The 21,232-nt window shown below is 41.6% G+C and carries 19 protein-coding genes; 3 read left to right on the top strand and 16 right to left on the bottom strand.

Going from position 1 to position 21,232, the window contains the following annotated elements; translation table 11 throughout:
• Window positions 1–15 precede the first annotated feature (15 nt).
• The 14 genes from flgL to BFI01S_RS07920 form a co-directional block, all read right to left on the bottom strand.
• Complete coding sequence (flgL, locus tag BFI01S_RS07985; RefSeq protein WP_061792134.1) at window positions 16–1,119, bottom strand: flagellar hook-associated protein FlgL; 1,104 nt, start codon at window positions 1,117–1,119, stop codon at window positions 16–18.
• A 14-nt stretch (window positions 1,120–1,133) separates the two neighbouring features.
• Entirely contained in the window at window positions 1,134–3,089 is a 1,956-nt protein-coding gene (flgK, locus tag BFI01S_RS07980) for a flagellar hook-associated protein FlgK (protein ID WP_061792133.1), read from the bottom strand.
• Between the two features lie 15 nt (window positions 3,090–3,104).
• Entirely contained in the window at window positions 3,105–3,599 is a 495-nt protein-coding gene (locus BFI01S_RS07975) for a flagellar protein FlgN (protein ID WP_061792132.1), read from the bottom strand.
• A 24-nt stretch (window positions 3,600–3,623) separates the two neighbouring features.
• Complete coding sequence (gene flgM / locus BFI01S_RS07970; protein ID WP_061792131.1) at window positions 3,624–3,881, bottom strand: flagellar biosynthesis anti-sigma factor FlgM; 258 nt, start codon at window positions 3,879–3,881, stop codon at window positions 3,624–3,626.
• Window positions 3,882–4,042: 161 nt separating this feature from the next.
• A complete protein-coding gene (locus BFI01S_RS07965; RefSeq protein ID WP_061792130.1) occupies window positions 4,043–4,480 on the bottom strand; it encodes a YaaR family protein in 438 nt (145 codons plus the stop codon).
• 98 nt (window positions 4,481–4,578) lie between these two features.
• Window positions 4,579–6,471, bottom strand: coding sequence for a flagellin N-terminal helical domain-containing protein (locus tag BFI01S_RS23935; protein WP_061792129.1), 1,893 nt, complete (start codon window positions 6,469–6,471; stop codon window positions 4,579–4,581).
• A gap of 24 nt (window positions 6,472–6,495) precedes the next feature.
• On the bottom strand, window positions 6,496–6,930 hold the full coding sequence (gene fliS, locus BFI01S_RS07955) for a flagellar export chaperone FliS (RefSeq protein ID WP_115596813.1): 435 nt from the start codon (window positions 6,928–6,930) through the stop codon (window positions 6,496–6,498).
• A gap of 65 nt (window positions 6,931–6,995) precedes the next feature.
• Window positions 6,996–7,295, bottom strand: a complete 300-nt coding sequence (locus BFI01S_RS07950; protein WP_172581933.1) for an EscU/YscU/HrcU family type III secretion system export apparatus switch protein — start codon at window positions 7,293–7,295, stop codon at window positions 6,996–6,998.
• On the bottom strand, window positions 7,292–10,018 hold the full coding sequence (locus BFI01S_RS07945; protein WP_061792128.1) for a hypothetical protein: 2,727 nt from the start codon (window positions 10,016–10,018) through the stop codon (window positions 7,292–7,294). The genes BFI01S_RS07950 and BFI01S_RS07945 overlap by 4 nt, the downstream gene beginning before the upstream one ends.
• A 141-nt stretch (window positions 10,019–10,159) precedes the next feature.
• Complete coding sequence (locus BFI01S_RS07940; RefSeq protein WP_061792127.1) at window positions 10,160–10,588, bottom strand: TIGR03826 family flagellar region protein; 429 nt, start codon at window positions 10,586–10,588, stop codon at window positions 10,160–10,162.
• Between the two features lie 68 nt (window positions 10,589–10,656).
• On the bottom strand, window positions 10,657–13,281 hold the full coding sequence (locus tag BFI01S_RS07935) for an EAL domain-containing protein (RefSeq protein ID WP_235831135.1): 2,625 nt from the start codon (window positions 13,279–13,281) through the stop codon (window positions 10,657–10,659).
• A 95-nt stretch (window positions 13,282–13,376) separates the two neighbouring features.
• Window positions 13,377–13,754, bottom strand: coding sequence for a ComF family protein (locus BFI01S_RS24560; RefSeq protein ID WP_320414826.1), 378 nt, complete (start codon window positions 13,752–13,754; stop codon window positions 13,377–13,379).
• 316 nt (window positions 13,755–14,070) lie between these two features.
• A complete protein-coding gene (locus BFI01S_RS07925; protein ID WP_061792149.1) occupies window positions 14,071–15,540 on the bottom strand; it encodes an ATP-dependent helicase ComFA in 1,470 nt (489 codons plus the stop codon).
• A 228-nt stretch (window positions 15,541–15,768) separates the two neighbouring features.
• On the bottom strand, window positions 15,769–16,608 hold the full coding sequence (locus BFI01S_RS07920) for a DegV family protein (protein ID WP_061792124.1): 840 nt from the start codon (window positions 16,606–16,608) through the stop codon (window positions 15,769–15,771).
• Between the two features lie 196 nt (window positions 16,609–16,804).
• Here BFI01S_RS07920 and BFI01S_RS07915 point away from each other — a divergent pair, with 196 nt between their 5' ends.
• The gene (locus BFI01S_RS07915) at window positions 16,805–17,083 is read left to right on the top strand and encodes a hypothetical protein (RefSeq protein ID WP_061792123.1); all 279 of its coding nucleotides are present in this window, start codon (window positions 16,805–16,807) and stop codon (window positions 17,081–17,083) included.
• A gap of 70 nt (window positions 17,084–17,153) precedes the next feature.
• On the opposite strand, the gene BFI01S_RS07910 is transcribed toward BFI01S_RS07915, so the two are convergent.
• Both BFI01S_RS07910 and BFI01S_RS07905 read right to left on the bottom strand, forming a co-directional pair.
• On the bottom strand, window positions 17,154–17,840 hold the full coding sequence (locus tag BFI01S_RS07910; protein WP_035329163.1) for a response regulator: 687 nt from the start codon (window positions 17,838–17,840) through the stop codon (window positions 17,154–17,156).
• Between the two features lie 51 nt (window positions 17,841–17,891).
• Entirely contained in the window at window positions 17,892–19,034 is a 1,143-nt protein-coding gene (locus tag BFI01S_RS07905) for a sensor histidine kinase (RefSeq protein ID WP_061792122.1), read from the bottom strand.
• 370 nt (window positions 19,035–19,404) lie between these two features.
• Here BFI01S_RS07905 and BFI01S_RS07900 point away from each other — a divergent pair, with 370 nt between their 5' ends.
• A complete protein-coding gene (locus tag BFI01S_RS07900) occupies window positions 19,405–20,037 on the top strand; it encodes a YigZ family protein (RefSeq protein ID WP_061792121.1) in 633 nt (210 codons plus the stop codon).
• 97 nt (window positions 20,038–20,134) lie between these two features.
• Window positions 20,135–21,163 carry an LCP family protein gene (locus tag BFI01S_RS07895; RefSeq protein WP_061792120.1) on the top strand — a complete coding sequence of 343 codons (1,029 nt, stop codon included), beginning with the start codon at window positions 20,135–20,137 and terminating at the stop codon, window positions 21,161–21,163.
• Window positions 21,164–21,232 lie beyond the last annotated feature (69 nt).

Raw genomic sequence — 21,232 nt, 5'->3', positions numbered from 1 at the left:
TATTAAAGTTTTACTTTATCGCAGAAAATCCATTAAGGTTGGCTGTATGATACGCGCACCAGCAGCTAATGCCGCACGATGCAGGCTTTCCTGTGAAGTTAAATCCACAATCGCTTTTTCAAAATCGATATCTTCGTTTTCAGACATGGTCTGATTTGCGATAATCTCCTGCTGAGCAAGGCGCTCATCTACTAACTCCACCCGATTATAGCGTGCACCCAATTCCGCACGTTCCTGCGTAACACTGCTCAAATGGTCTTCTATCTTATTTAGAAATTCACCAATGTCTCCGCCTTTTTGACTAGGATCCTCTAAAGCTGCCTTTAGGTTAGAGATGTCATGAAAAAGTTCTGCCGAATAAACGTTTTGCGGCGTTATATTCACAGGAAGGGTTATCCCTTTCATAACTTCAATTCTAAAATCCTGCTGATTGGTTGGGATTGAGCCTAATTGCGAAATGACAACATCGTCCTGATTAAAAGTTGCAGGAGAAATCGGTGCCGGATTGATGCTCATTGACCCTGAGCCAGTATTAACTGTGATTTCCTTTATGCCGTCTGTATATTTAAAATTGGGGGAAACGCTCGTACTATCATAATTAAATTGTTTGCCTTGATAAGTAATCACCATATTTGCCGCATTTCCTGCAACATCAGCTATTTCTTTATGAATATTCTCCAAATCAACCGGCTTGGCATTTGTGTTTGTGCCATTAAAAATATATTTGTCTCCCACTTTTGTATTGGCCATTGCCACTAAGTGTTCTTCAAGCTGTTCTACTTCCATGGCTGCAGCTTTTCGATCTTCCGTTGTATACGTATCATTGGAGGCTTGGACAACCAGCTCCTTCATCCGCTGCAGGATTTGCGTTGTCTTATCCAGTGAGGCATCTGCATTATCCATCCAGCTATAGGCTTCACTCAAGTTGCGCTGAAACTGTTCAACCTCGACTACCTGTGACCGGTAACGCATTCCTTTCATCGCAATAACCGGATCCTGAGAAGGACGTGTTATTTTTTTTCCGGAATTAATTTGATCCTGTATTTCACCATAGCGCTCATAATTATTGCTAATATAATTAAGATTGCTGCGAATAAGCATACTTTGTGTAATACGCATGAATTATCACCGCCTTATCTGCCTACTAATCCCATACTGTTAATAATTTTGTCGAGCATTTCGTCCACCATTGTGATCGTTCTGGCTGCTGCATTATAAGCATGCTGAAACTTGATCATGTTGGTCATTTCCTCATCAAGGGAAACGCTTGAAACTGATTCTCGTCTTGACAGGACAGAATCCTTTAAGACCGCAGCGTTCTTGGTCATACGGGAGGCCTCTGCTGCTTTAACTCCCATATCGCCGATAACTGATTGGTAAAAGCCCGTAACCGTTGTTGTTGCCGTCCCGTATGTTAAGACTGCATCTTTTACGTTAGCTAAAGCTGCAGCATTTGAACCGTCACCTATGAAAGCTTCGTCACCTGGCTTGATTCCTCCGTTGTTTGGGACAGATAATGTCCATTTATCCGGTGTACCGGCACCAGCCATACTTTGCACTTCTGAAACATCAATTATCAATCCCGGGTACTCTGGAAATTCTGCTATTCCGCTGCTTACACTTAATGTTCCGTTTTCTGAGCCAATCGAATAATTCCAATCTGTACCGTCAAAGGTTACTTCTATCTCTAATTGGGCACTGCCGGAAGAAAACTCTACTAGACCCCGAATTTCCGGGAAACCATCAGTGGCAGGGGCGTTTCCGGAGTCAGCAGCCATTATCGCTGAAATCGCTGTTCCTTCTGCTGCTGCAGCAATATTGTCTGTACTGGTTAAAATATCCTCTGAAACCTGCAAATACTTTGCAGCTCCAAAAGGTGGAGATGTCAGACCTGCAAAGGAGAAAAAATCCTTGCCGTCTTTTTCATTGGCATTAATCTCTGTAATGCTCCAGCCTGAACGATGGATATTATTAAACTCCCTGGCAAAGGTATAGGCCATTTCATCCAAATTCGCCATCATATCCGGATATTGACCTTTTACTTGGGTACCATCCAGGTAACCATATGTTTCTATATGTGCTTTTAAGCTGCCTGTTGATTTGCTTGCAAAACTCTGAAAATCTGAAAATGTATAGTCTGGCGCTGAAGTTGTGGCTGCAGGATCTATGGCAAATCCGCCAAAGCCTCCTCCAGAGGGATCCAGTTCGAAAAATTGCAGCGTATTTACAGGCTGGTCACTTGAGGAGTCGTATTTTATATAAACCCCATATGCTGTTCGAAATGCAGAACTTACTAGTTTTATGGGTTTAGATGATCCATCAAGCAATCTATTTCCATTATTATCTGCTAAATAAATATCATACTGGCCTTCTGCAATGGGGCTGGACGCACCGCCTGAAGATTGCGGCTCTACTCTTATATTGATATAGGTAGACAGTTCATCAACTAATCGGTCGCGCTGATCATATAAATCGTTTGGAAGATAGCCATGAACTTCAACATCACCTATCTGCTGGTTCACCTGGTTTATTTGGTTCAATATAGAATTGATTGATTTCTGCGTAATATCGATTTCTGTTTTATAATCTTCCTGTACAGCTTTTAAGCTATTGTAAGCATAGTTAAAGGTTGATGATACTGCAATTCCCCGCTGCCTGACAACAGAACGGGCGCCGGAATCCTGCGGCGTGACGGATAGGTCCTGTAAAGAAGACCAGAACTGATCCAGCGTATTCGCCAATCCCTGTTCCGTCGGCTCATTCATAATTGCTTCCATTGAAGATAACGCCTGTCTTTTTGCTTCCCAATAGCCTAATTTATTATTCTCCCCGCGGTATTGGTCATCAATGAAACTATCCCTGATTCGCTGGATGGAGCCAGCTTGTACCCCTGTTCCCATTTGTCCGGGAATTTGCGGGCGGTTCATTGATGCCGGCGGATAGGGCTCCGTTTGCACGAAGTTCACGCGCTGCCTTGAATATCCGGGTGTATTTGCATTGGCAATATTATGTCCTGTTGTATAAAGTGCGGCCTGCTGGGTCGTCATCCCGCGCTTTCCCACTTCGAGGCCATGAAAAGTCGATGGCATATCATTTTACCTCCATTATGCCTTAGAATCGAAAACCGAGCGTTCAGCCTGCTCGAATTCTTTAGGTTGATTCGTCCGCTCATAGTTATATGAATCCAATTTTGGTGAAAGCAAATCAAGAGACATGGTGACAAATTGCATGGATTGCTCCAGGAGCTGCTGATTCATGTCATTTCGCTGCTTTAATGCATCTATTTCATTTTCCAGGTTTAATTTCAATTGAATAATATGCTCTTTTTCATTACCCTGGGCTTTATGGATGCATGCCGTTAAGGAAAGCTGATTTTCGTCCTGCCCTTCTGGATTTAAAAATGCGCCGGCTGCTGTCAACAGATCTTTTTCGGCCCTCATCACAGCTTGAATATGCTTTACTTCATCTTTTATAACACTATTTAATTGTTCAATATCATTTTGTTTGATATGATCTGTTTTTTGCAGAGCTAACTGAAATAAGCTTCTATGAAGGTTCAATATGTCCTCAAGAGCATTGATGATCTGGGGTACAGACATTCAATCATCGTCCTTCCAATGGCTTTAATTATTCCAGAATTCATATATTTTTTTAGCTACTTCCCGCGGGTTTACCTGATATTCACCCGCTTCAATTTTCCTCTTTAATTCTTCTGTTTTTTCGATTCGTTCCTTTTCAAGGCTATTGCCCTTTTGAAGCTCAATCGCTTCTGCTGATATTTGAACCTTATCTCTCGCTTTCGTTTTCTTTACATCTTCTAGTTTTTCCGCCTGCTTTTGATAAGGGTTCATATTCACTTTCCCGAAATTATTAACCTTCATGAATCTCACCTCTTCTGTTTTCAAGCTTCTATTTAAGCTTCCTTAGCTTAACTTTTATTTTCTTCCTATTATATCGGCCTCTGTTCCAAAAAATGAAGTGTCAACAGTTATTTTCCCCTTAATATAAGAAAAAACTACTAGTGGTATGCTAGCAGTTTCCGTCAAGTATAGATATTAATTAAAAGCCCTTTAATTTCGCCAACTTTGCTTAATATATCTAAGCTGTTTTTTTCTTTATCTAATACGGCATTGGTTAAATCAATTAATTTACGATCCACTTCTTTTACAATTTTATAGATTTTAGTCCTTCCCCGGCGATTGAATCCCCGGTGCTCTTCTAATTGTAGTCCGTTGTGAACCGCTTCATCCATGAATTCCTTCACCATCTTTTTATATCTTCTCAGCTCATCAACTGTTCTATTCTCGGCAAGTTTTTTCCCCTGACCCTCTATTTGCTCGACCATTTTGGTGAGCTTCTCATATAGGGCATTCTGACGTCCTTTGGACATGACTGCCTGAAAGGTAACGCTTTCTGCCGGCACATTCTTTTTGTTATTCACTTGTTTTGGACCAGTTTTGCCAACTCTTTGAACATCCATGATTAAACCCGCCTTTATTCTGGTTCTTTATAGTTATTTTATCATAAAATAAAAGAAAAAAGAGGCAGTCCATATAAGAGACCGCCCCTCAAAACCGATTAACCTTGAAGCAGCTGAAGCACGCCCTGCGGCAGCTGATTTGCTTGTGCAAGCATAGCCTGAGCAGATTGATTCAGAATGTTATTCTTCGTAAACTCAGACATTTCCATTGCCATATCTGCATCACGGATACGTGATTCTGATGCCGTCAAGTTTTCTGTTGTCGTTTGGATATTATTAATTGTATGTTCTAAACGGTTTTGTGTCGCACCCAGCTTGGCACGGATGGATGATACCTTTTGGATCGCCTGGTCCAAAACGAAAATAGATTCATTTGCCCCTTTTTGAGATGTTACATCAATGCTTTCTATTCCAAGCTCAACTGTGTTTAATTGAGGTACATCAATATTAACGCTTTGGTTTGTGTTTGGTCCGATTTGGAAGCTTAGGGAGTTGTTCACAATGCTAAATTCTGCATTATCATTTTGGATATCGCTATTAAAGTTAAAATCCATTCCAGCATATCTAAACTTTCCATCCGTAGAAGTTAGTGTTTTAGTAGCTTCTACTGCTGAATAATCAGTAGTATTAATTGTAAATACTCTATCTAATTGGGTACTATCATTCTCAATGACAATCATATTTCTTGTTACGTCTAAAGTTCCAGCCTGTTTTTGCCAAGCTTTAATTCCACTGTAACCCACATCAATTAAGGCTTGTTTAACCTCACTTAAAGTATCTCCTGTACCAGTAGTAGGATCAATTGTTATCGTCTTTGGAGTTGAAGAAGCATCAATTGCGGGACTTGTCACCGAATTATTTTCAACTATAGAAAAGAAAACACTATCACCATTTTCATCAATTACCGAAAAGTAATGACCGCTGCCCAGATTTGAACCTATTCCTACCGGGGAAGGAGTTGCATCAAGATTCAGTTCAGCAATTACTGTCGCACTTGCAACGCCAGCTGTATTTAAAGCACCTGAAGCTGTTGTAGCACTATCCAATACATCTTGAATAGTAGCGTCTGTAGGAACATTTACAATCTGATTTACAGTGTCGACTGTTATCCCTGAAACAACTGGAGCTTCTAAATTTCTATCACGATTCAGTGTGAAAGTTGCTTCTGCTTCAATGGAAATTTTCACTGTACCTGCTTGATTAATTTTTGAGGACTTAATTAATAAACCGCCAACATTAGCATCGGCTGCACCAGTTCCTACCTGGATAGCTTGTTTATCAATCGGTAACCCATCGGGGCCAATTACCTCGACAGTAGCAAACTTTTGTGATCCCTCATCAGTGTACCCTCTTACATTAAGAGTGTATTCTCCCAATGCATGACCTTCTGCTGCATTGGCCAATATGATATCCCCTGAATTTTGCAGACCTGCTGCAGGTTGTGAAATTTGATATTTGATCGAACTTGACGTTAATTCCAGTTCGTAATTACCTGACTTTAAGCTAGGGTCAACAACTTGTGGACTTCCCACAAGATTGGCATCATTAAAATTCACAACACTTAACACAGCACTTTCCCCATTCAACAGCTTTCTAGTATTAAATTCTGTCTTTTCCGCAATACTGTCGATTTCAGCCAGAAGCTGATCGACTTCTTTTTGGATTTCGGCGCGGTCACTGTCAGTGTTGGTGTCATTTGCTCCCTGGACAGCTAGCTCACGCATGCGCTGAAGCATAGCATGTACTTCAGTCATGGCTCCTTCAGTTGTTTGCAGCAGGGAAATTCCGTCCAGCGAGTTCCGTTCTGCTACTTGTAAACCTCGGATCTGCGAACGCATTTTTTCAGAAATGGCAAGGCCTGCTGCATCATCTGAAGCACGGTTAATACGGAGGCCGGATGAAAGCCTTTCAAGCGTTTTGGATGTCTGCATCTGGTTATTATTTAAGTGGCGATAAGCATTTAGAGCCGCAATATTATGATTAATTTTCATTTCGGGATGTCTCCTTTTTGGGGGCTAGCGAATTTTTTCTTCCGTTAATACATTTTTTTCATAGGCATTTACTTTATGTTTGATTGATTTCATTTTACTATTTGGCTTATTTTTCATCGCTTCATTCCAGGCTGCTGCGATGGATTGTAAAATATTCATCACGTTCTCTATCTTGGCAGTGTCTTTAGAGCGGTTTGCTTTGACAAGTTCATCTGCCATATAGTTATAAAGAAGATCCAGCTGGTCTGCGATAATACCTGATTCATAGTTAATTCCTACTCCCAGCCGCTGAAGGATGTCGTTTGTGTTTTGTAATCTTTCATTGGCAGAAATATATTCTTTGCTTTCAATATAAGAAATGGATTCTTCGAGGTTCATCAGGCATTTTTCATACAGCAGAGCTGTTATTTCTTGAGATGATTTCTGATAAATCATCTCTTTTGTTAAGAAGTCGTACACTTCCTGCACCTCCGGAATGGATTCTGCTTATTTTATCGGCTTATCTATAATAATTTATAGTTTAGTTAAAAGTTTTTTTCCATTTCTTCTATTAATAATAAAATCTCTGCCATTACCGAGTAGAGCTGAGGGGGGATATTATCCCCCAAATCCATATCGAGGAGGTTTGCCACCAGATTTGAATCCTCCTGCATATGGATATTGTTCTGCTTTGCCAAAGCTATAATTTGCTGGGCTACCTGCCCTTTCCCCTGTGCCACAATGGTGGGGGATTTCCCTGTTTCTTCATCATATTTGACGACGGCAGCTGACGGACCGTTTAGCTCCCTGCGTTTTTTTTGATTATAGTAAGTGGATACCATCATATTTTGAAGTCCATTCCTTTCTCGGTAAAGACAGGTCTTAATGATTTGGGATCGTTCTCCTGAGCCTGCACCCCTTGGTCAGGTGCCGGTTTCGGCTGTGGTGCACTCATTCTTGTGAAATTAATGCTGCTTACGTTATAGCCGACCTCCTGGAGCTTTTCCTTTGTGAAGACAGCCAATGGCTCCATTTTTTCCTTAAACCCAGGAAGGTCATTTTTTATCGTGATAGACAGGTTACGGTCTGTCGAATTAAGAAGGATGCCGACATCTCCGAGTTTTTTGGTTTCCAATAAGAAATAGAGATTGCAGTTTTCCCAGTCCACTTGCTGGCCTTCGTTTTTAGAATTAACGAACACTTGCAGGTTTTCTGGTTTTCCGCCTAACAGCATTGGCAGATTAAAAAACATGCTCTGCAGTGTTCCGCTGGCATCTGATTTGCTTAAAAGCTGCTGGCCCGTTAAGTTTGTGAGTGCCTGCTCTGCCTGTTGGGCGATTTTAGAATTCGTCTCCTGTCCTTCTCCCTGGACAAGCTTCATGAGAGCTGCCTTTAAATTTTGCTGCTTCTCCTGCTGGGATTGGTCGTTTTTATTGAATACTAGAGAGTTTGCTATATCACTATCGTGGTTAAGCCCCATGGATTTAACCATTTCAAACATTTGTCTGGCTGACGGCTCTCCGTTAATAAATCCGCTTGCTGTTTCATTAAATTGCTTGACCACATGCTGTGCTCCTGGCTGTTTTTCGAGCATCATGCTTTCCTTCGCCACAAAATGAACCACTTTTTGCTCGGACGGTTTGAAGATGACTTTATCTATTAGTGTCTTTACTTCACTGACAATTTTCCCAGCTTGTGCGTGGTCGCCTTTTGCCAGCAGTTTTTTGGCTTCCGCCAGCTGGGAGCTTGCCTGCATCAGCTGTTTTTCCGTTTTCATATCCGTGAAAAGCATCATTTCACTTTTTAAAATGGCATTGTCCAGCTTGCTGATGGCTGTTTCCAGCATCTGCTTTGCCTGAGGGTAAGCATTTTTCTTAAATGTGCTGATCAGATGCTCTACGTTATCGAGATTTCTGGTTATTTCACGCTTTAATTCGCGGAAATCATATGTCGCTTGTGCCAGCTTTTGCGTGATTTTCGTAACTAAGATATCCTTTGACTGAATGCCCATTGATTGGAGCTGTTCATTTAGGTCATATTGCAGAACTTCAAGTGATGCTTTCATGCTATCTGCAGGCTTTGGCTCTGTTTTGGCTAAGATTTGTTCAATGTCTGTTAATTCTCGGGTTATATGCTGACGTGCTGCCAGCTCTCGGCCTTCATTCTGCAGCTGTGACGCTTGGCTGATGGCTTTTTCCGCTTTGTCAATAATGCCTTTATCAATAGCAGGGTGGCTTGAGATTTCTTTGAGTACGTTATCCAGTGCTCGTCCCAGGATCGGTTCTTTTTGAAATTGTTTAATTAATTGTTTGATTGCTTCAGACGGAGCCTGTTCAGGAACCTGACCTAGAAGTCCTGGGTTTCGCAATCCGCTTTGCTGCCGCGTTTGAGCCAGTGTTTCTTGTAAAATTTTCAGCAAGCGATCCCGGCCTGCTGCATCTAATTGGCTTATCTGTTTGGCCAGTTTTTCGATTTGGCTGGCCGTTTCCGGATCAATTTGTTTGTTGGTTAAGAGATGATCCTGGATATTTTGCAAAAGTACTTTTGAATTGGACTGTAATTGGATTTGGTCCCGGATTCCTTTTATCGTTTCACTTATTGAAGCGTCGATTTTCAACTGCATGACTTCTTTTCGCAGCAGATGTTCCTCGGCACTTTGGAGCGCCTGTAAGAGCCTTTCACGACCAATGAACTGCAGCTTTTGCGCTTCAGAAACAGAGTTGTCAATTCTTTGAGCCAAATCCGGATCTATATCCGGGTGATTCACAATATTTGTCCGTATTTGCTGAATCGCATTTTCCAAATCTGGCTCGGCCCTCAACGATTCTATGCTAGTTTTGATCATACGTTTTAATTCATGGGATATAGGCTTGATTTCGTTCCCTGTTCCATCCAGATTGCCCGCAATTTGGTTTTGCACAGCGACAGAGATTCTGTTGTTCTGTATTCCCGAATCTGCCTGTTTTTTTTCTGTGGCCTTTTCCAGCTTGAAATTTGGATCAATCTCTTTTGCCAGATCTGTCAGCACTTCACTTAATGGCTTGCCATGCAGCGCTTCATGCACTGCACGCAGCTGTGTGCCTGTTGCTTCCAGCCGCTTGTTCGCAAGAGCCTTGACTGTTTCAAGCTTGGATTCGGTGGTTCCCTTAGCATGATCCATAAACTCTTTTAAGTCTCTGACAATTTCTTTTGAGATCGGGGAACCTTTATCCAATAAGGTTTGCACTGCTTTTTTCAGCTCAGGCTTTTCATCGCCTGATAACCCTACACTTTGCAGAACCTTTAGTTCGCCTGTCTGGCCTGCTGGGCTTTTGGGATTTTCAGCAGCAATGGTTTTAACCGTGACTGCCTGTTCCTTTTGATCAGTAATCTGTACCGTCACACGATCTGATGAAGGAACACCTCCCTCAAATTTTGCCTGAAACTCTCTTCCTCTTATATTAATAACGGCTTCTGTATCCGATAATCTTTCTTTAATTTGCGCACGGCTTACTTCCCCGGTTTTAATTTCAAGGGGAATATCAGCAGGTGATTTATTCGTATTAGAAATATGGCTGATTACTTGCATTATTTCAACTCCCGTACGTGTTGCCTTATTACTTTTTTTATCGGATTGATTTGAATAATATTAATTAATGGATTAAACAAAGACAGGTTTGGTATGTATTCCCAATAAAAAAAGGACATCCCGAAAGATATCCTTTAAACACTAAAACTTTTTATAATTTCCATCGACCACAAAATAGGTTCCATGCTTTTCACGTTTAGCTGCTTCTATTCTTCTTTCTTCCTCAGCAGTAAAATGCTGAAGATCTTTTCTCAGTTCTCCTGCACATCTCCTGCAGACTTTTCCTTCCCGAATGCTGACACCGCATTTTTCACACGGGTAACCAAGATTCGGAAATTGAGCAAGCTTCAATTTTCCAGTACGGATAAACTTCAAAATTAAGTCTTCCTCTACTCCGGTTGCTTCCACCACCTGCATAATGGTCGCAGTCCGATTCTCCCTCTTCCGGATGAACTGATAGACCGTCTCATAAGCCTTCTCATCTTCCTTCCAGCAATCCTGGCAGACATCGCGGAACTGATTTTTTACAAAAATGGCATCACATTTCGGGCAATTCGATAATTCAGCCATATGATTCTTCCTCTCTCAGTTATATGACACTATTATATCTTGAAGAATAGGATAATTATAGAAAAATATCATTCGAAATACAGCTGGCTGCTGGCTGTTTCTATGAATAGGGATTCGGGAACGGACGGATTTTGCTCCAGCTGTATTTGCAGACTGCCAAGCATCTCCGCCAATTTAGCTCTCGGTCCCTCTTCGATTATAAATTGAAATCCATAATTAGTCAGAGTATCCGATATTTCATCTCTCCGGACAATCGTTCCCGTAAATGCAAGGAACTCTCCTAATAGCTTAGTTTCAATCAATAAAATAATATCCTTTCTCACGGGGAGTTTCATTTTGGACACAAATTTTACTCCGCCTGCACTCATATCTTCGATCAAAATTTTCGTGCTCCCCATTTTGACAGGCTTTCTATTAAGCTCTAAGATGGTCATTTTTGCTTCAAGCGGGTAGGGAAACTCAATCCGTGCATACTTCCGCAAACCTTTGAACACATTGTCTTCTTTACTAATTTGCGGCTTCAAAATGCCGATTAACAACTTCTGTTCAAAGATGGAAGGCGGAATCGGCTTGCTGAAAAGGTACCCTTGTATTTGGTCACATTCATTTTTCCTTAAAGAGTAGAATTGCTCAAAGGTCTCTACACCTTCCGCTACCACCTTCATATTCAGCCCATGGGCAAGTGAGATCAGATTATCCGTAATGATGGCATCTTCCGCATTTTTATCCATTGCCCTGATAAACGTTTTATCGATCTTTAAAACATCGAATTTATATTTCTTTAATTGAGTGATGGAAGAATAGCCGGTTCCAAAGTCGTCCAGTGCAATTTTCACTCCCATCTCACCCAATTCCTTAAGCACTGCTATTACGTTCTCTGAATAATTGATTAAGGAGGATTCCGTCAATTCAATCTCAAGCAATGACGCGTCCAGATGATTCTCGTCCAACGCTTCCTTTATCGTGGAAACAAGACAGCTTTTCAAAAAGCTCAGCGGAGAGATGTTCACGGATATCGGAACAATCGCCAGCCCGCCTTCCTTCCAGGAATGAATCTGCCTGCATACCTTCCTTATCACGTATTCGCCTATATCCACGATTAAACCGGTTTCTTCTGCAACGGGGATAAACTCCAGCGGTGAAACTCTGCCCCATTCCGGATGATTCCATCTTAATAAAGCTTCCGCACTTAGTATTCTCCGTGTTTTCGTATCCACTCTTGGCTGGTATTCAAGAAAAAACTCGTCATTCTGAAGCGCTTTCCGCATATCCTGTTCCAGAGTAAAAAGCTTATAAGACTCAATATCCATGGAGGGATGGTAAACCTGAAATCTGGTATTCCCTTTCTGCTTGGCATGGTACAGGGAAGATTCCGTATTCCGGATCAATTCATCAGCCGTGCTCCCATTATCCGGATATAAACTTATGCCTATAGACGGGGTAATACTGAGCTCAAAGCTGTTGATATGGAATGGTTCAGAGAAAATTTGATTAATGGACTCCGCTAATTGCGCAGGATCCTCCTTCTCCTGGATAGGTTCCTTAATAACTGCGAATTGATCACCGGAAATTCTTGCTGAAAAACAGACTGAATTCAGCTTCTCCTTCATTCTTTGTGAAACAAGCCTTAGAAGTTCATCTCCTGATGTGTGACCAAATGTATCATTAATCTGTTTTAAGCGCTGCAAGTCAAAAAACAAGATGGCAAACCCCTGGTGTTCATCGTCTTCAATAAGGGTTTGGAGTTTCTGATCAAAGTATCGGCGATTCGGCAGATCTGTCAAATGATCATAAAAAGCCATACGCCTCATTCTTTTTTCAAGCCATTTTTGTTCCGTTATATCTGTTACAAATCCATCAACCCGGATAAGCTCACCTTTATCATTAAGGTAAGGAATACTGTGGTCATTAACCCATCTAACCTCACCGGATTTATGAACAATCCGATATTGATAGCGGATGCTATTCCCACTGAGAAGTCTCGCCCGCTCTTCCTCCACCACCTGCACATCATCCGGATGGATTACATTGTTCCACAAATCGAAGTCGGCAATAAACTCCTCGGCCGTGTAGCCGAAAATTCCTTCCACACCTTTGGAAAAATGAAGAACCTTTTTTTCCAGTAAATCTGCAGAATAAATGCCCACATCAAGATTTTCATATATCTGTCCAATTTTCCGCTCGTTTTCATAAAGTTTTTCTTCCATGCGCCGCTTTTCAGTTATATCCTGAATCGTGGCAATGATTTTGGGCGATCCATCTTCATCTGCAAAATAATCTGCCCGATGGTGAATATACCGTTCTTCACCATCCTGCCTGATCATCCTGCACACCAGGTCCACACTATCCTTCTCTTTGAGAAGTCTGTTAAACTGCTTTTCAAAGGCCAGGCGGTCATCCTGATGAAGGCAGCTCAAATACATTTGATAGTCTGGAAATAAGTCTTTTTGAGGATTCAGGCCAAAAATCCGGAACAGCTGATCAGACCAAAACCCTTTATCAGTTTCCACGTCGTACTCCAGGCTTCCGATGTTTGCGATCTTCTGAGCCTGGTTGAGGTTATTTTTTATTTTCATAATTTCCGTTTTATGGATATCACTGTTATCTTCAGCCAATGACTTCACTACATCCTTTCCCCAAAAAGCAGCTGAAAAGTATTCATTTGCTGCCCGCATGCCCTGCTGTCTTTTCATCTATAAAAATTTTACTTGTTTAGGATATTTTAACATAGGATTAATTACCTATTAATATTACAAACAAATAAATAAATTGAAATATATTCCAAACACTAACCTCTTGCCAGAGTAAGTGAAAATACTGAGGCTGCACCACCATTTTTCAAGACTCTCGCTGCATGGTATAAAGTGGAGCCGGTAGTATAAATATCGTCAACTAGAAGAATTATTTTATTTTTAATATTAATATTGAGCGGTTCGAAGACCTGATTTTGATGGATTCTATCAAGACGCGATTTCTTGGATTGCTTCTCCGAATGGATTCGCTGCAGCAGATCTTTAGGTGTAAAGCCTGCCTCACGGATGAGTGCAGCAGATTGATTAAATCCGCGCTCATACAGCCTTTCAGGACTTAATGGAATCGGAACAAGACATTCGAAATTCAGGTTTTTTAGCTTTTCCTTTATAAAAGGAGAGAAAGCTCTGGCCAAAACATAATCACCCCGGAATTTATACCTGGCGAGTGTCTCTTTCAAAAAGTCATCATAGGTGAAAATAGAATGATTTTTATCAAGTATCCCTGACCACTCTGGATCATGGTTCCACCTTACACAATCAGTACAAGTATCGCCTTCTCGAAATTGAGGCTCTAAAGTTCTGAAGGGCCGGCTGCATTTAGCACAAGTCTCTCCGGTGATAAATGGGAGTTTTCCTGTGCAGACTTGGCATATATGGTTCTCCTTTGGACGTGACCAGAGAGTAGACCAGCTGACAGCAGAGACAATTTCCTCATGGCAGATTAAACAGTTAATAATCGATCAATCCTTTCTTTTTGGCTTCAGCGTTCATATGGAGGATTTGCTTTCGTGCTTTGACCATGCTTTCGGTTTTACCGTAATGGAAAAAGGTAATATCTCCGCGTGGAAATTGAGCACTTCTGCCGACCCTTCCGGCGATCTGGACTAATGCGCTTTCAGTGAAGATTCTGTCTTCGGATCCTAAAACCGCCACATCGATATTCGGAAACGTAACTCCTCTTTCCAGGATGGTCGTGGTGAGAAGCATGGGGATTTCCTTATTGCGCATCATTTGAACCTTAGCTTTTCGCTCTGGGTCTTCTGCGCTGACGGCTTGGATTTTAGGATAGGTTTTCCGGAGTATGGTAAGGACTTTCTCCATTTTATCGATTTTGGGGAGGAAGAGCAGGCACTGCTTCTGGTTGTCGATCCTCTTTTTGATCCATTGGGTGACTGCAGGCGGCAGTTTATCTTGTTGAAGGGATTTCTCCCAATTGCCGCACCATTTGAAAGATGGTACAGGCAAGGGGTGTCGGTGATATCTGGCTGGAATGGTGACAAAGTCCATCTTCCCGCTCCGGCACTCATTCTGCCATTTTTGATTTGGGGTAGCAGTGAGATAAACCATCGAGGAATGTTCTTTACGGGACTGGCGGACAGCATACTGAAGGCTTTCGTCTGCCGTATAAGGAAAGGCATCTACTTCATCCAGAATGACTGTATCAAACGCCTTGTAAAAGCGGAGAAGCTGGTGTGTGGTGGCGATGGTTAAGGGGGCTTGAAGATGGCGGTCTTCACTGCCGCCGTAGAGGACAGCCACTTGGATGCCAGGAAAGACTGCTTGAAGCCGCGGGCCAAGCTCGAGCACAACATCTGTTCTCGGAGTGGCAATGCATACTCTTTTTCCGGAGTCGAGTGCAGCATTGATTCCTTCAAATAGAACCTCCGTCTTTCCGGCACCGCAGACAGCCCAGACGAGGAGTTCTCTATTTTCGATTATAATCTGTCTAACCTGATCGGAGGCATGCTGCTGGCCGGGTGAGAGGGTGCCTTGCCATTCTAGAGGGTGCTCGGTTAATTCACAGTCTGGTTCAGGCCCGCACCAGTCAATTAGAGGGGTGCACTCACTGACTCTGCCCATCATGATGCATTTCCGGCAGTAAATACATTCTTCCTCACCGCAGCGGGCACAGGGAAAATGCGCGAACAGTGATTGTTCTTGGTTGCCGCATCTCGCACAAACTGTCTTGCTTTTGGTCTTAATGATCCCTTTTCGGTAAGTAATATAGCCATTTTCATAGTGCTGATGGATTTCTTCGAGTGGATGCTGAAGGTTTTCGAATAGAAGCTGTTTTCCGTGGAGGATTTGCTGGAGTTCTTTGTTTAAAGGGAAGTTTTCGTTGAGTGGCGGCTCCGGAATGGTGTCAATGGAGGATATCGGGAGGCTTTCTGGAGGAAAATCTTTTATATATGGGGTCATATTAGGGGTAAATCTCAATTAGTTCACCTCTTGATTAAATAGTTTGTATCTCTATTTGCAAGTTTTGCGGTTCTATTTGCAAATTCTCCGATCTATTTGCAGATTTAGCCCGCTATTTGCATATTCAAGCTTTCTATTTGCAGGATTCCTCAATCTATTTGCAAATCCATATCACCCCTTCCAAAAAATCTGCGCCATCCCGAAGAATGGCGCAGCTCTAAACAAACATTACTTCTTCACCCAGCCAAATCCCATAGCACCTTCGCCCAAATGGGTTCCGATAACCGGACCAAAATAGCTGATCATAAACTCAACATTAGGATACTGCGCCGCAAGCTCCGCTTTCCACTCACGCGCTTCTGCTTCGCGATTGGCATGGATAATAACCGCCTGATAAGGCTCACCGCTTTTCACATCTTCCCAGAAAAGGTCAACCATCCGCTTCATCGCTTTCTTCCGAGTGCGAATCTTTTCAAACGGAACTATTTTTTTATCTTCAAAATGAAGCAGCGGCTTCACCTGCAGCAGGCTGCCGATCAATGCCTGCGCACTGGACAAGCGGCCTCCTCGCTGAAGATGTGATAAGTCATCCACCATGAAATAGGCACGAATGCTTTTCTTCATCTCCTCAAGACGTTCAACGATCTCCTGTGGACCCTTACCGGCAGCAGCAAGCTCTGCAGCTTCAATCACATAAAACCCCTGCACCATACAGCTGATTTCCGAATCAAATGGAAAAACCTGAATCCCATCAACCATGCTCCCGGCAGTAACTGCCCCCTGGAACGTACCACTGATGCCGCTTGACAGATGAATCGAAATCACCGCATCATACTCTTTTGATAATGTCTCAAACAGCTCGGCAAACTCACCCACAGGAGGCTGAGAAGTAGTCGGAAGATCTTTATGCTTCACTTCTTCATAAAAGTCTTCAGCCGTAATTTCCACTTCTTCCTGATACGTCTCACCGCCAAAAATAACACTAAGCGGAATCATATGTATATTTAACTTTTCTCTTAAATGCTTAGGAATATATGCTGTACTATCCGTTACAACAGCCGTTTTCATAAATAGAGGTACCATCCTTATCTTTTTTCTCTACTGTATGTTCCATTTTATATGATAGCGGGTGAAAATGCATTAAGTTTATAGGGTGCTCCATTGTGCCCAAGTTGGAAAACTGGTATATTTTCACATTCAAACTGGGATAGTGTATATGGTAAAATTCCATTTGTGTCTTCATTTCGTAAAGGAGCTGTAACAATTGAAAAATAACACTTCTTTTACAGGCAAAGCCCACTCCGGTAAATATACTCTTGATACACTTCACCACATATTGAATAGTGAATTAAGCAAATACAAAAACATTAAAGTTCCAAACATTAATCACTCCCTAAGCGGGACGGAACTTGCCTCCTGGCTGATAGACAGCGCATCCCCGCAAGAGCTTGAAGAGCTGGTCTTAATGGTCCATCAGGCTAAGAAGAGGTCTTCTGATACGAAGACAATCTTCCAAATCGCAGCAGCAGCGCTGATAAAGTAAAAAGCACGCAATGGCATGAAACCATCTGCGTGCTTTTTCGACAAAATTCGGGTGGTGCCTGTCACCAATACTATCGCACTTCCACCCAGCCATTTTTAATGGCTACTACTACGGCTTGTGTACGGTCATTTACATTCATTTTCTGCAGAATGTTGCTGACGTGGTTTTTAACTGTTTTTTCACTGATGTAAAGAGCCTCGCCGATGCCGCGGTTGCTTTTTCCGTCAGCAAGCAGCTGAAGGACTTCACATTCGCGGCGCGTCAGCAGGTGAAGCGGACGGCGGATTTCGATCTGTGATGAGTAGCCGCTGCTGCTTCCTGCTCCTACTGCGGATAAGCGCCGGTATTCATTGACAAGATTATGTGTGACCTTCGGATGCAGGTATGATCCTCCATCTGCCACAACTTTTACTGCTTCAACTAAGGCATCTGCATCCATTTCTTTCAGCAGGTAGCCGCTCGCACCTGTTTTCAGCGCATGTGTAACGTAATTTTCATCATCATGGATAGAAAGGATGATGACCTTTGAATCAGGGTGCTTTTCAATTAATTGGCGAGTTGCTTCCACACCATTCACATTCGGCATGTTAATGTCCATGATGACAACATCAGGATTATACTCTTCCACCAATGTGATAGCTTCAGCCCCGTCGTCACCTTCTGCTACTACATCAAATGATCTTTCAAAATCTAAGATGCGTTTTACCCCTTCTCTGAACAATTGATGGTCATCAATTATGACAATCTTTGTAGTCAATTGCTTCGCCTCCCAAATTCTCCGGTTAAATGGTTTCTCTATTTATAATTTCTACAAGTTCAAAGGTACCTGGATAATGACAACCGTGCCTTTTCCTGGTTTGGAATCGATGGAAAGCTGGCCCTCAAGAAGCTCGACTCTCTCTCTCATTCCAATAATCCCAAAGGACTCCGTCTTTCTTTCCCGGATATCAAATCCTCTGCCATTATCTTTAATGATAACAGCTACCCTTGCCTTATTAATCTCCAATTTCACAATAATCTCGGTGGCCTCTGAATGCTTCAGTGCATTTGTAACAGATTCCTGAATCAGCCTGAAAAGTGCGACCTCGTATTGAGAAGGAAGCCTTATTTCTTCTCCAAGATTGGAAAATCTGATTTTAGTGGTACTGTGATATTCTTCGATGGTCTGCAGGTATTTTTTGAGGGTAGGCACCAGCCCTAAATCATCAAGTGCCATTGGACGCAGGTCGTAAATGATCCTCCGTACCTCATATAAGGCACTTCTGACCATTTTTTTGAGGCTTTTAATTTCTGTAATTGCCTCAGCTCCGCCCCGTTCTTTATAGATCCTTTCAATTAAATCGGATCTCATCATAACGTTAGCCATCATTTGTGCAGGACCATCATGGATTTCCCTGGATAATCTTTTCCGCTCTTCTTCTTGAGCTTCAATTATCTTCAGACCGAATTCCTGCTTAACCTTTGCATCTTCTATGATTTCACCCATTTGTTTCAGGTCACTTGTGAGATAACTCATGACAACGGAAATTTGTGAAACAAGTGATTCTGCTCTATCAATTGTTTCACCGACACCCAGCAGCCTTCTTTCAATGTCATCCCTGCGATCACGCAGCTGTTTTTCCAGCTGTCTGTTCATGGTTAAGTCCATCTGCAGCTGATGAGCCTTCTCATAAGCATCCCGAACCTCAAATTCGGTATAATTCTTGAAATGCATGCTGACTTCTGACAGCCGTTTACGGGCAAACTTAGTTTGAATCTCAAGCTGATCGCCTGCATCAATGGTTTTAATCACTAAGTGTTTAACATCTCTAAGCTCTTCAGTAAGGGTTTCATAATCTTTTCTGCATTGTTCGCCAATTCTGAAGATCTCATCCTTGCTCGTCCCAACAGTGTCTATTATCTTTTGCAATATAAGATCAAGGGTTTTTGAATCAAACTTCTTAATATTCATCTGGAACCTCCAAAAGGAAGCAAGTCCTCTCGCATCTATTATATCTGCCATATATTGTAGCTTGTAATAGGAAAGGTTACTATATCCGCATGATGAAAACTATGCCAAAAAGGCAAAAAATCGTCAAAAAGACTCAATCTTGTTTTTCTCACCCGTGTCTTATATCCTATATATAATGATGGTAAACCTTTTTACTGAAATTTATACAGCAATTATTTCATAAAAGAATTCCCAATGAGAATATTTCCTATTATATCATCTCTAAAAGTTACCTATATTAAAGTTTCATTACAATCACTTGAAATCTAAATTTATCGATTATTGTCGTTTTATAATGAAACTTGTAATTCAATTGAAAGGAGCTGCAGAAATGCTGCCCCGTTATTTAACAGTCAAAAGTACAGGTGAACATGAAATCATTATTCAAAAATCAAGGTTCATTGCTCATATAGCACGAACAGAAACTGAAACTGAAGCCCAAAATTTTATTCAGAATATCAAAAAGAAGCATTGGAACGCCACACATAATTGCTCAGCCTATTTAATTGGCGAAAATGATCAGATCCAAAAAGCAAATGATGATGGAGAGCCCAGCGGTACAGCAGGAGTTCCGATATTGGAAGTTTTGAAAAAAAAACAGCTCAAAGATACAGCTGTTGTCATAACCAGATACTTCGGCGGAATAAAATTAGGTGCAGGCGGCCTGATCCGGGCTTATGGGAAAGCAACCTCAGAAGGCATTGATGCGGTTGGAGTAGTTGAAAGAAAACTGATGCGCATCATGCATGCAAAAGCAGATTATACTTGGCTCGGAAAGCTTGAGAACGAACTGCGGTCTTCCATTTATACTCTCAAGGAAATCCAATATTTAGAACGTGTTGAGCTACTGACATATGTCGAAGAAGGCCAAACAGAAAGTTTTTCTGAATGGATCACTGAATTAACCAATGGACAGGCTGAAATTTCGCAGGGTGAACAGCTATATTTAGAAGAAGAAAAATAATTTTCAACATTTATTTACGAAGGGATTTTAATTCGGTAAAATATACTATTGCAAGAAATTTAATTCCTTTCCAAACCATTTATAAAGTAGGGATAAAATGTCTGTTTCGAGATCGAGAAAACGAAAGATTAGAAGAAAACGCTTTTGGCGTGTCATAATACTTGCCCTCTTTCTGACGATTATTGGCGGAGGGACATTCCTGGCATATGATCTAATATATAGTGCCAATAAAGCAACAAGTGAAATATATCAGGAATTGGACAGTGATAAAATTGCGAATCACCGGTCCGAAGAAGTGGAAATCTCAAAGGACCCTTTTAACATCCTGTTAGTTGGGATTGAAGATCAGGAAGGCGGAGAGAGATCTGATGTCCTGATGCTCGTCACCGTAAATCCTCAAACAGAAGAAGTAAAAATGCTGAGCATCCCGAGGGATACACGGACATACGTGCCTGAAGTCGGATATAATACAAAGATTACCCATTCTTACAGCAATGGGGGCATAGAATCAACCATTACCACAGTTAATGAGCTTCTCGATGTTCCAATTGATTACTATATTACAACCAACTTTGATGGCTTTGAGGATATTGTCGATACGTTAGGCGGAATTGATGTCGATGTTCCATTCACCTTCAAAGCACAGCTGACCGACAGCTTAAAATGGAAGACTTACTACGAAGGAAATATGGAGCTTAACGGAAATGAAGCTTTGGCATATGTAAGAATGAGAAAGAAAGACCCTAAAGGCGATATGGGAAGAAATGAACGGCAGCAGCAAGTCATTAAAGCAATCGTAAATAAAGGGACTTCTTTCAGCACGATTACAAAAATCGACGACATCATGGAGGATTTAGGAGCAAATGTGAAAACAAACATCCCTCCTTCTAAATTCGCAAGTTTCATCAAACTTTATTCAAAAATCAAGAATACAAACATCGAGAATTTAACCTTAAAGGGATATGATGAATATATCGATGACGTATATTTTTACATTCCTGATGAAGATTCCATTTCTGAACTAAGCTATGAACTTAATGATACCTTAGGCAACAGTACGGATAGTTATACAGCTGAGGATGAAACCTGGCAAACCGATGCCGACCAGCAGGAAAATGAATATTGATAAATAGCTGAAGAGTACACGCAATGTGTACTCTTCTTTTTTTACCATTATTTTCTACAGGTATTTTAT

The organism is Cytobacillus firmus NBRC 15306 (assembly GCF_001591465.1).
Taxonomy (GTDB): domain Bacteria; phylum Bacillota; class Bacilli; order Bacillales; family Cytobacillaceae; genus Cytobacillus; species Cytobacillus firmus.
This window is presented reverse-complemented; position numbering and strand designations above follow the sequence as displayed.

Excerpts from the sequence above, each read along its gene's own strand:
- flgL (WP_061792134.1), bottom strand. The coding sequence starts at position 1,119 with ATGCGTATTACACAAAGTATGCTTATTCGCAGCAATCTTAATTATATT.
- flgK (WP_061792133.1), bottom strand. The coding sequence starts at position 3,089 with ATGCCATCGACTTTTCATGGCCTCGAAGTGGGAAAGCGCGGGATGACG.
- BFI01S_RS07975 (WP_061792132.1), bottom strand. The coding sequence starts at position 3,599 with ATGTCTGTACCCCAGATCATCAATGCTCTTGAGGACATATTGAACCTT.
- flgM (WP_061792131.1), bottom strand. The coding sequence starts at position 3,881 with ATGAAGGTTAATAATTTCGGGAAAGTGAATATGAACCCTTATCAAAAG.
- BFI01S_RS07965 (WP_061792130.1), bottom strand. The coding sequence starts at position 4,480 with ATGGATGTTCAAAGAGTTGGCAAAACTGGTCCAAAACAAGTGAATAAC.
- BFI01S_RS23935 (WP_061792129.1), bottom strand. The coding sequence starts at position 6,471 with ATGAAAATTAATCATAATATTGCGGCTCTAAATGCTTATCGCCACTTA.
- BFI01S_RS07950 (WP_172581933.1), bottom strand. The coding sequence starts at position 7,295 with ATGATGGTATCCACTTACTATAATCAAAAAAAACGCAGGGAGCTAAAC.
- BFI01S_RS07945 (WP_061792128.1), bottom strand. The coding sequence starts at position 10,018 with ATGCAAGTAATCAGCCATATTTCTAATACGAATAAATCACCTGCTGAT.
- BFI01S_RS07940 (WP_061792127.1), bottom strand. The coding sequence starts at position 10,588 with ATGGCTGAATTATCGAATTGCCCGAAATGTGATGCCATTTTTGTAAAA.
- BFI01S_RS07935 (WP_235831135.1), bottom strand. The coding sequence starts at position 13,281 with ATGAAAAGACAGCAGGGCATGCGGGCAGCAAATGAATACTTTTCAGCT.
- BFI01S_RS07925 (WP_061792149.1), bottom strand. The coding sequence starts at position 15,540 with ATGACCCCATATATAAAAGATTTTCCTCCAGAAAGCCTCCCGATATCC.
- BFI01S_RS07920 (WP_061792124.1), bottom strand. The coding sequence starts at position 16,608 with ATGAAAACGGCTGTTGTAACGGATAGTACAGCATATATTCCTAAGCAT.
- BFI01S_RS07905 (WP_061792122.1), bottom strand. The coding sequence starts at position 19,034 with ATGAATATTAAGAAGTTTGATTCAAAAACCCTTGATCTTATATTGCAA.
- BFI01S_RS07900 (WP_061792121.1), top strand. The coding sequence starts at position 19,405 with ATGCTGCCCCGTTATTTAACAGTCAAAAGTACAGGTGAACATGAAATC.
- BFI01S_RS07895 (WP_061792120.1), top strand. The coding sequence starts at position 20,135 with ATGTCTGTTTCGAGATCGAGAAAACGAAAGATTAGAAGAAAACGCTTT.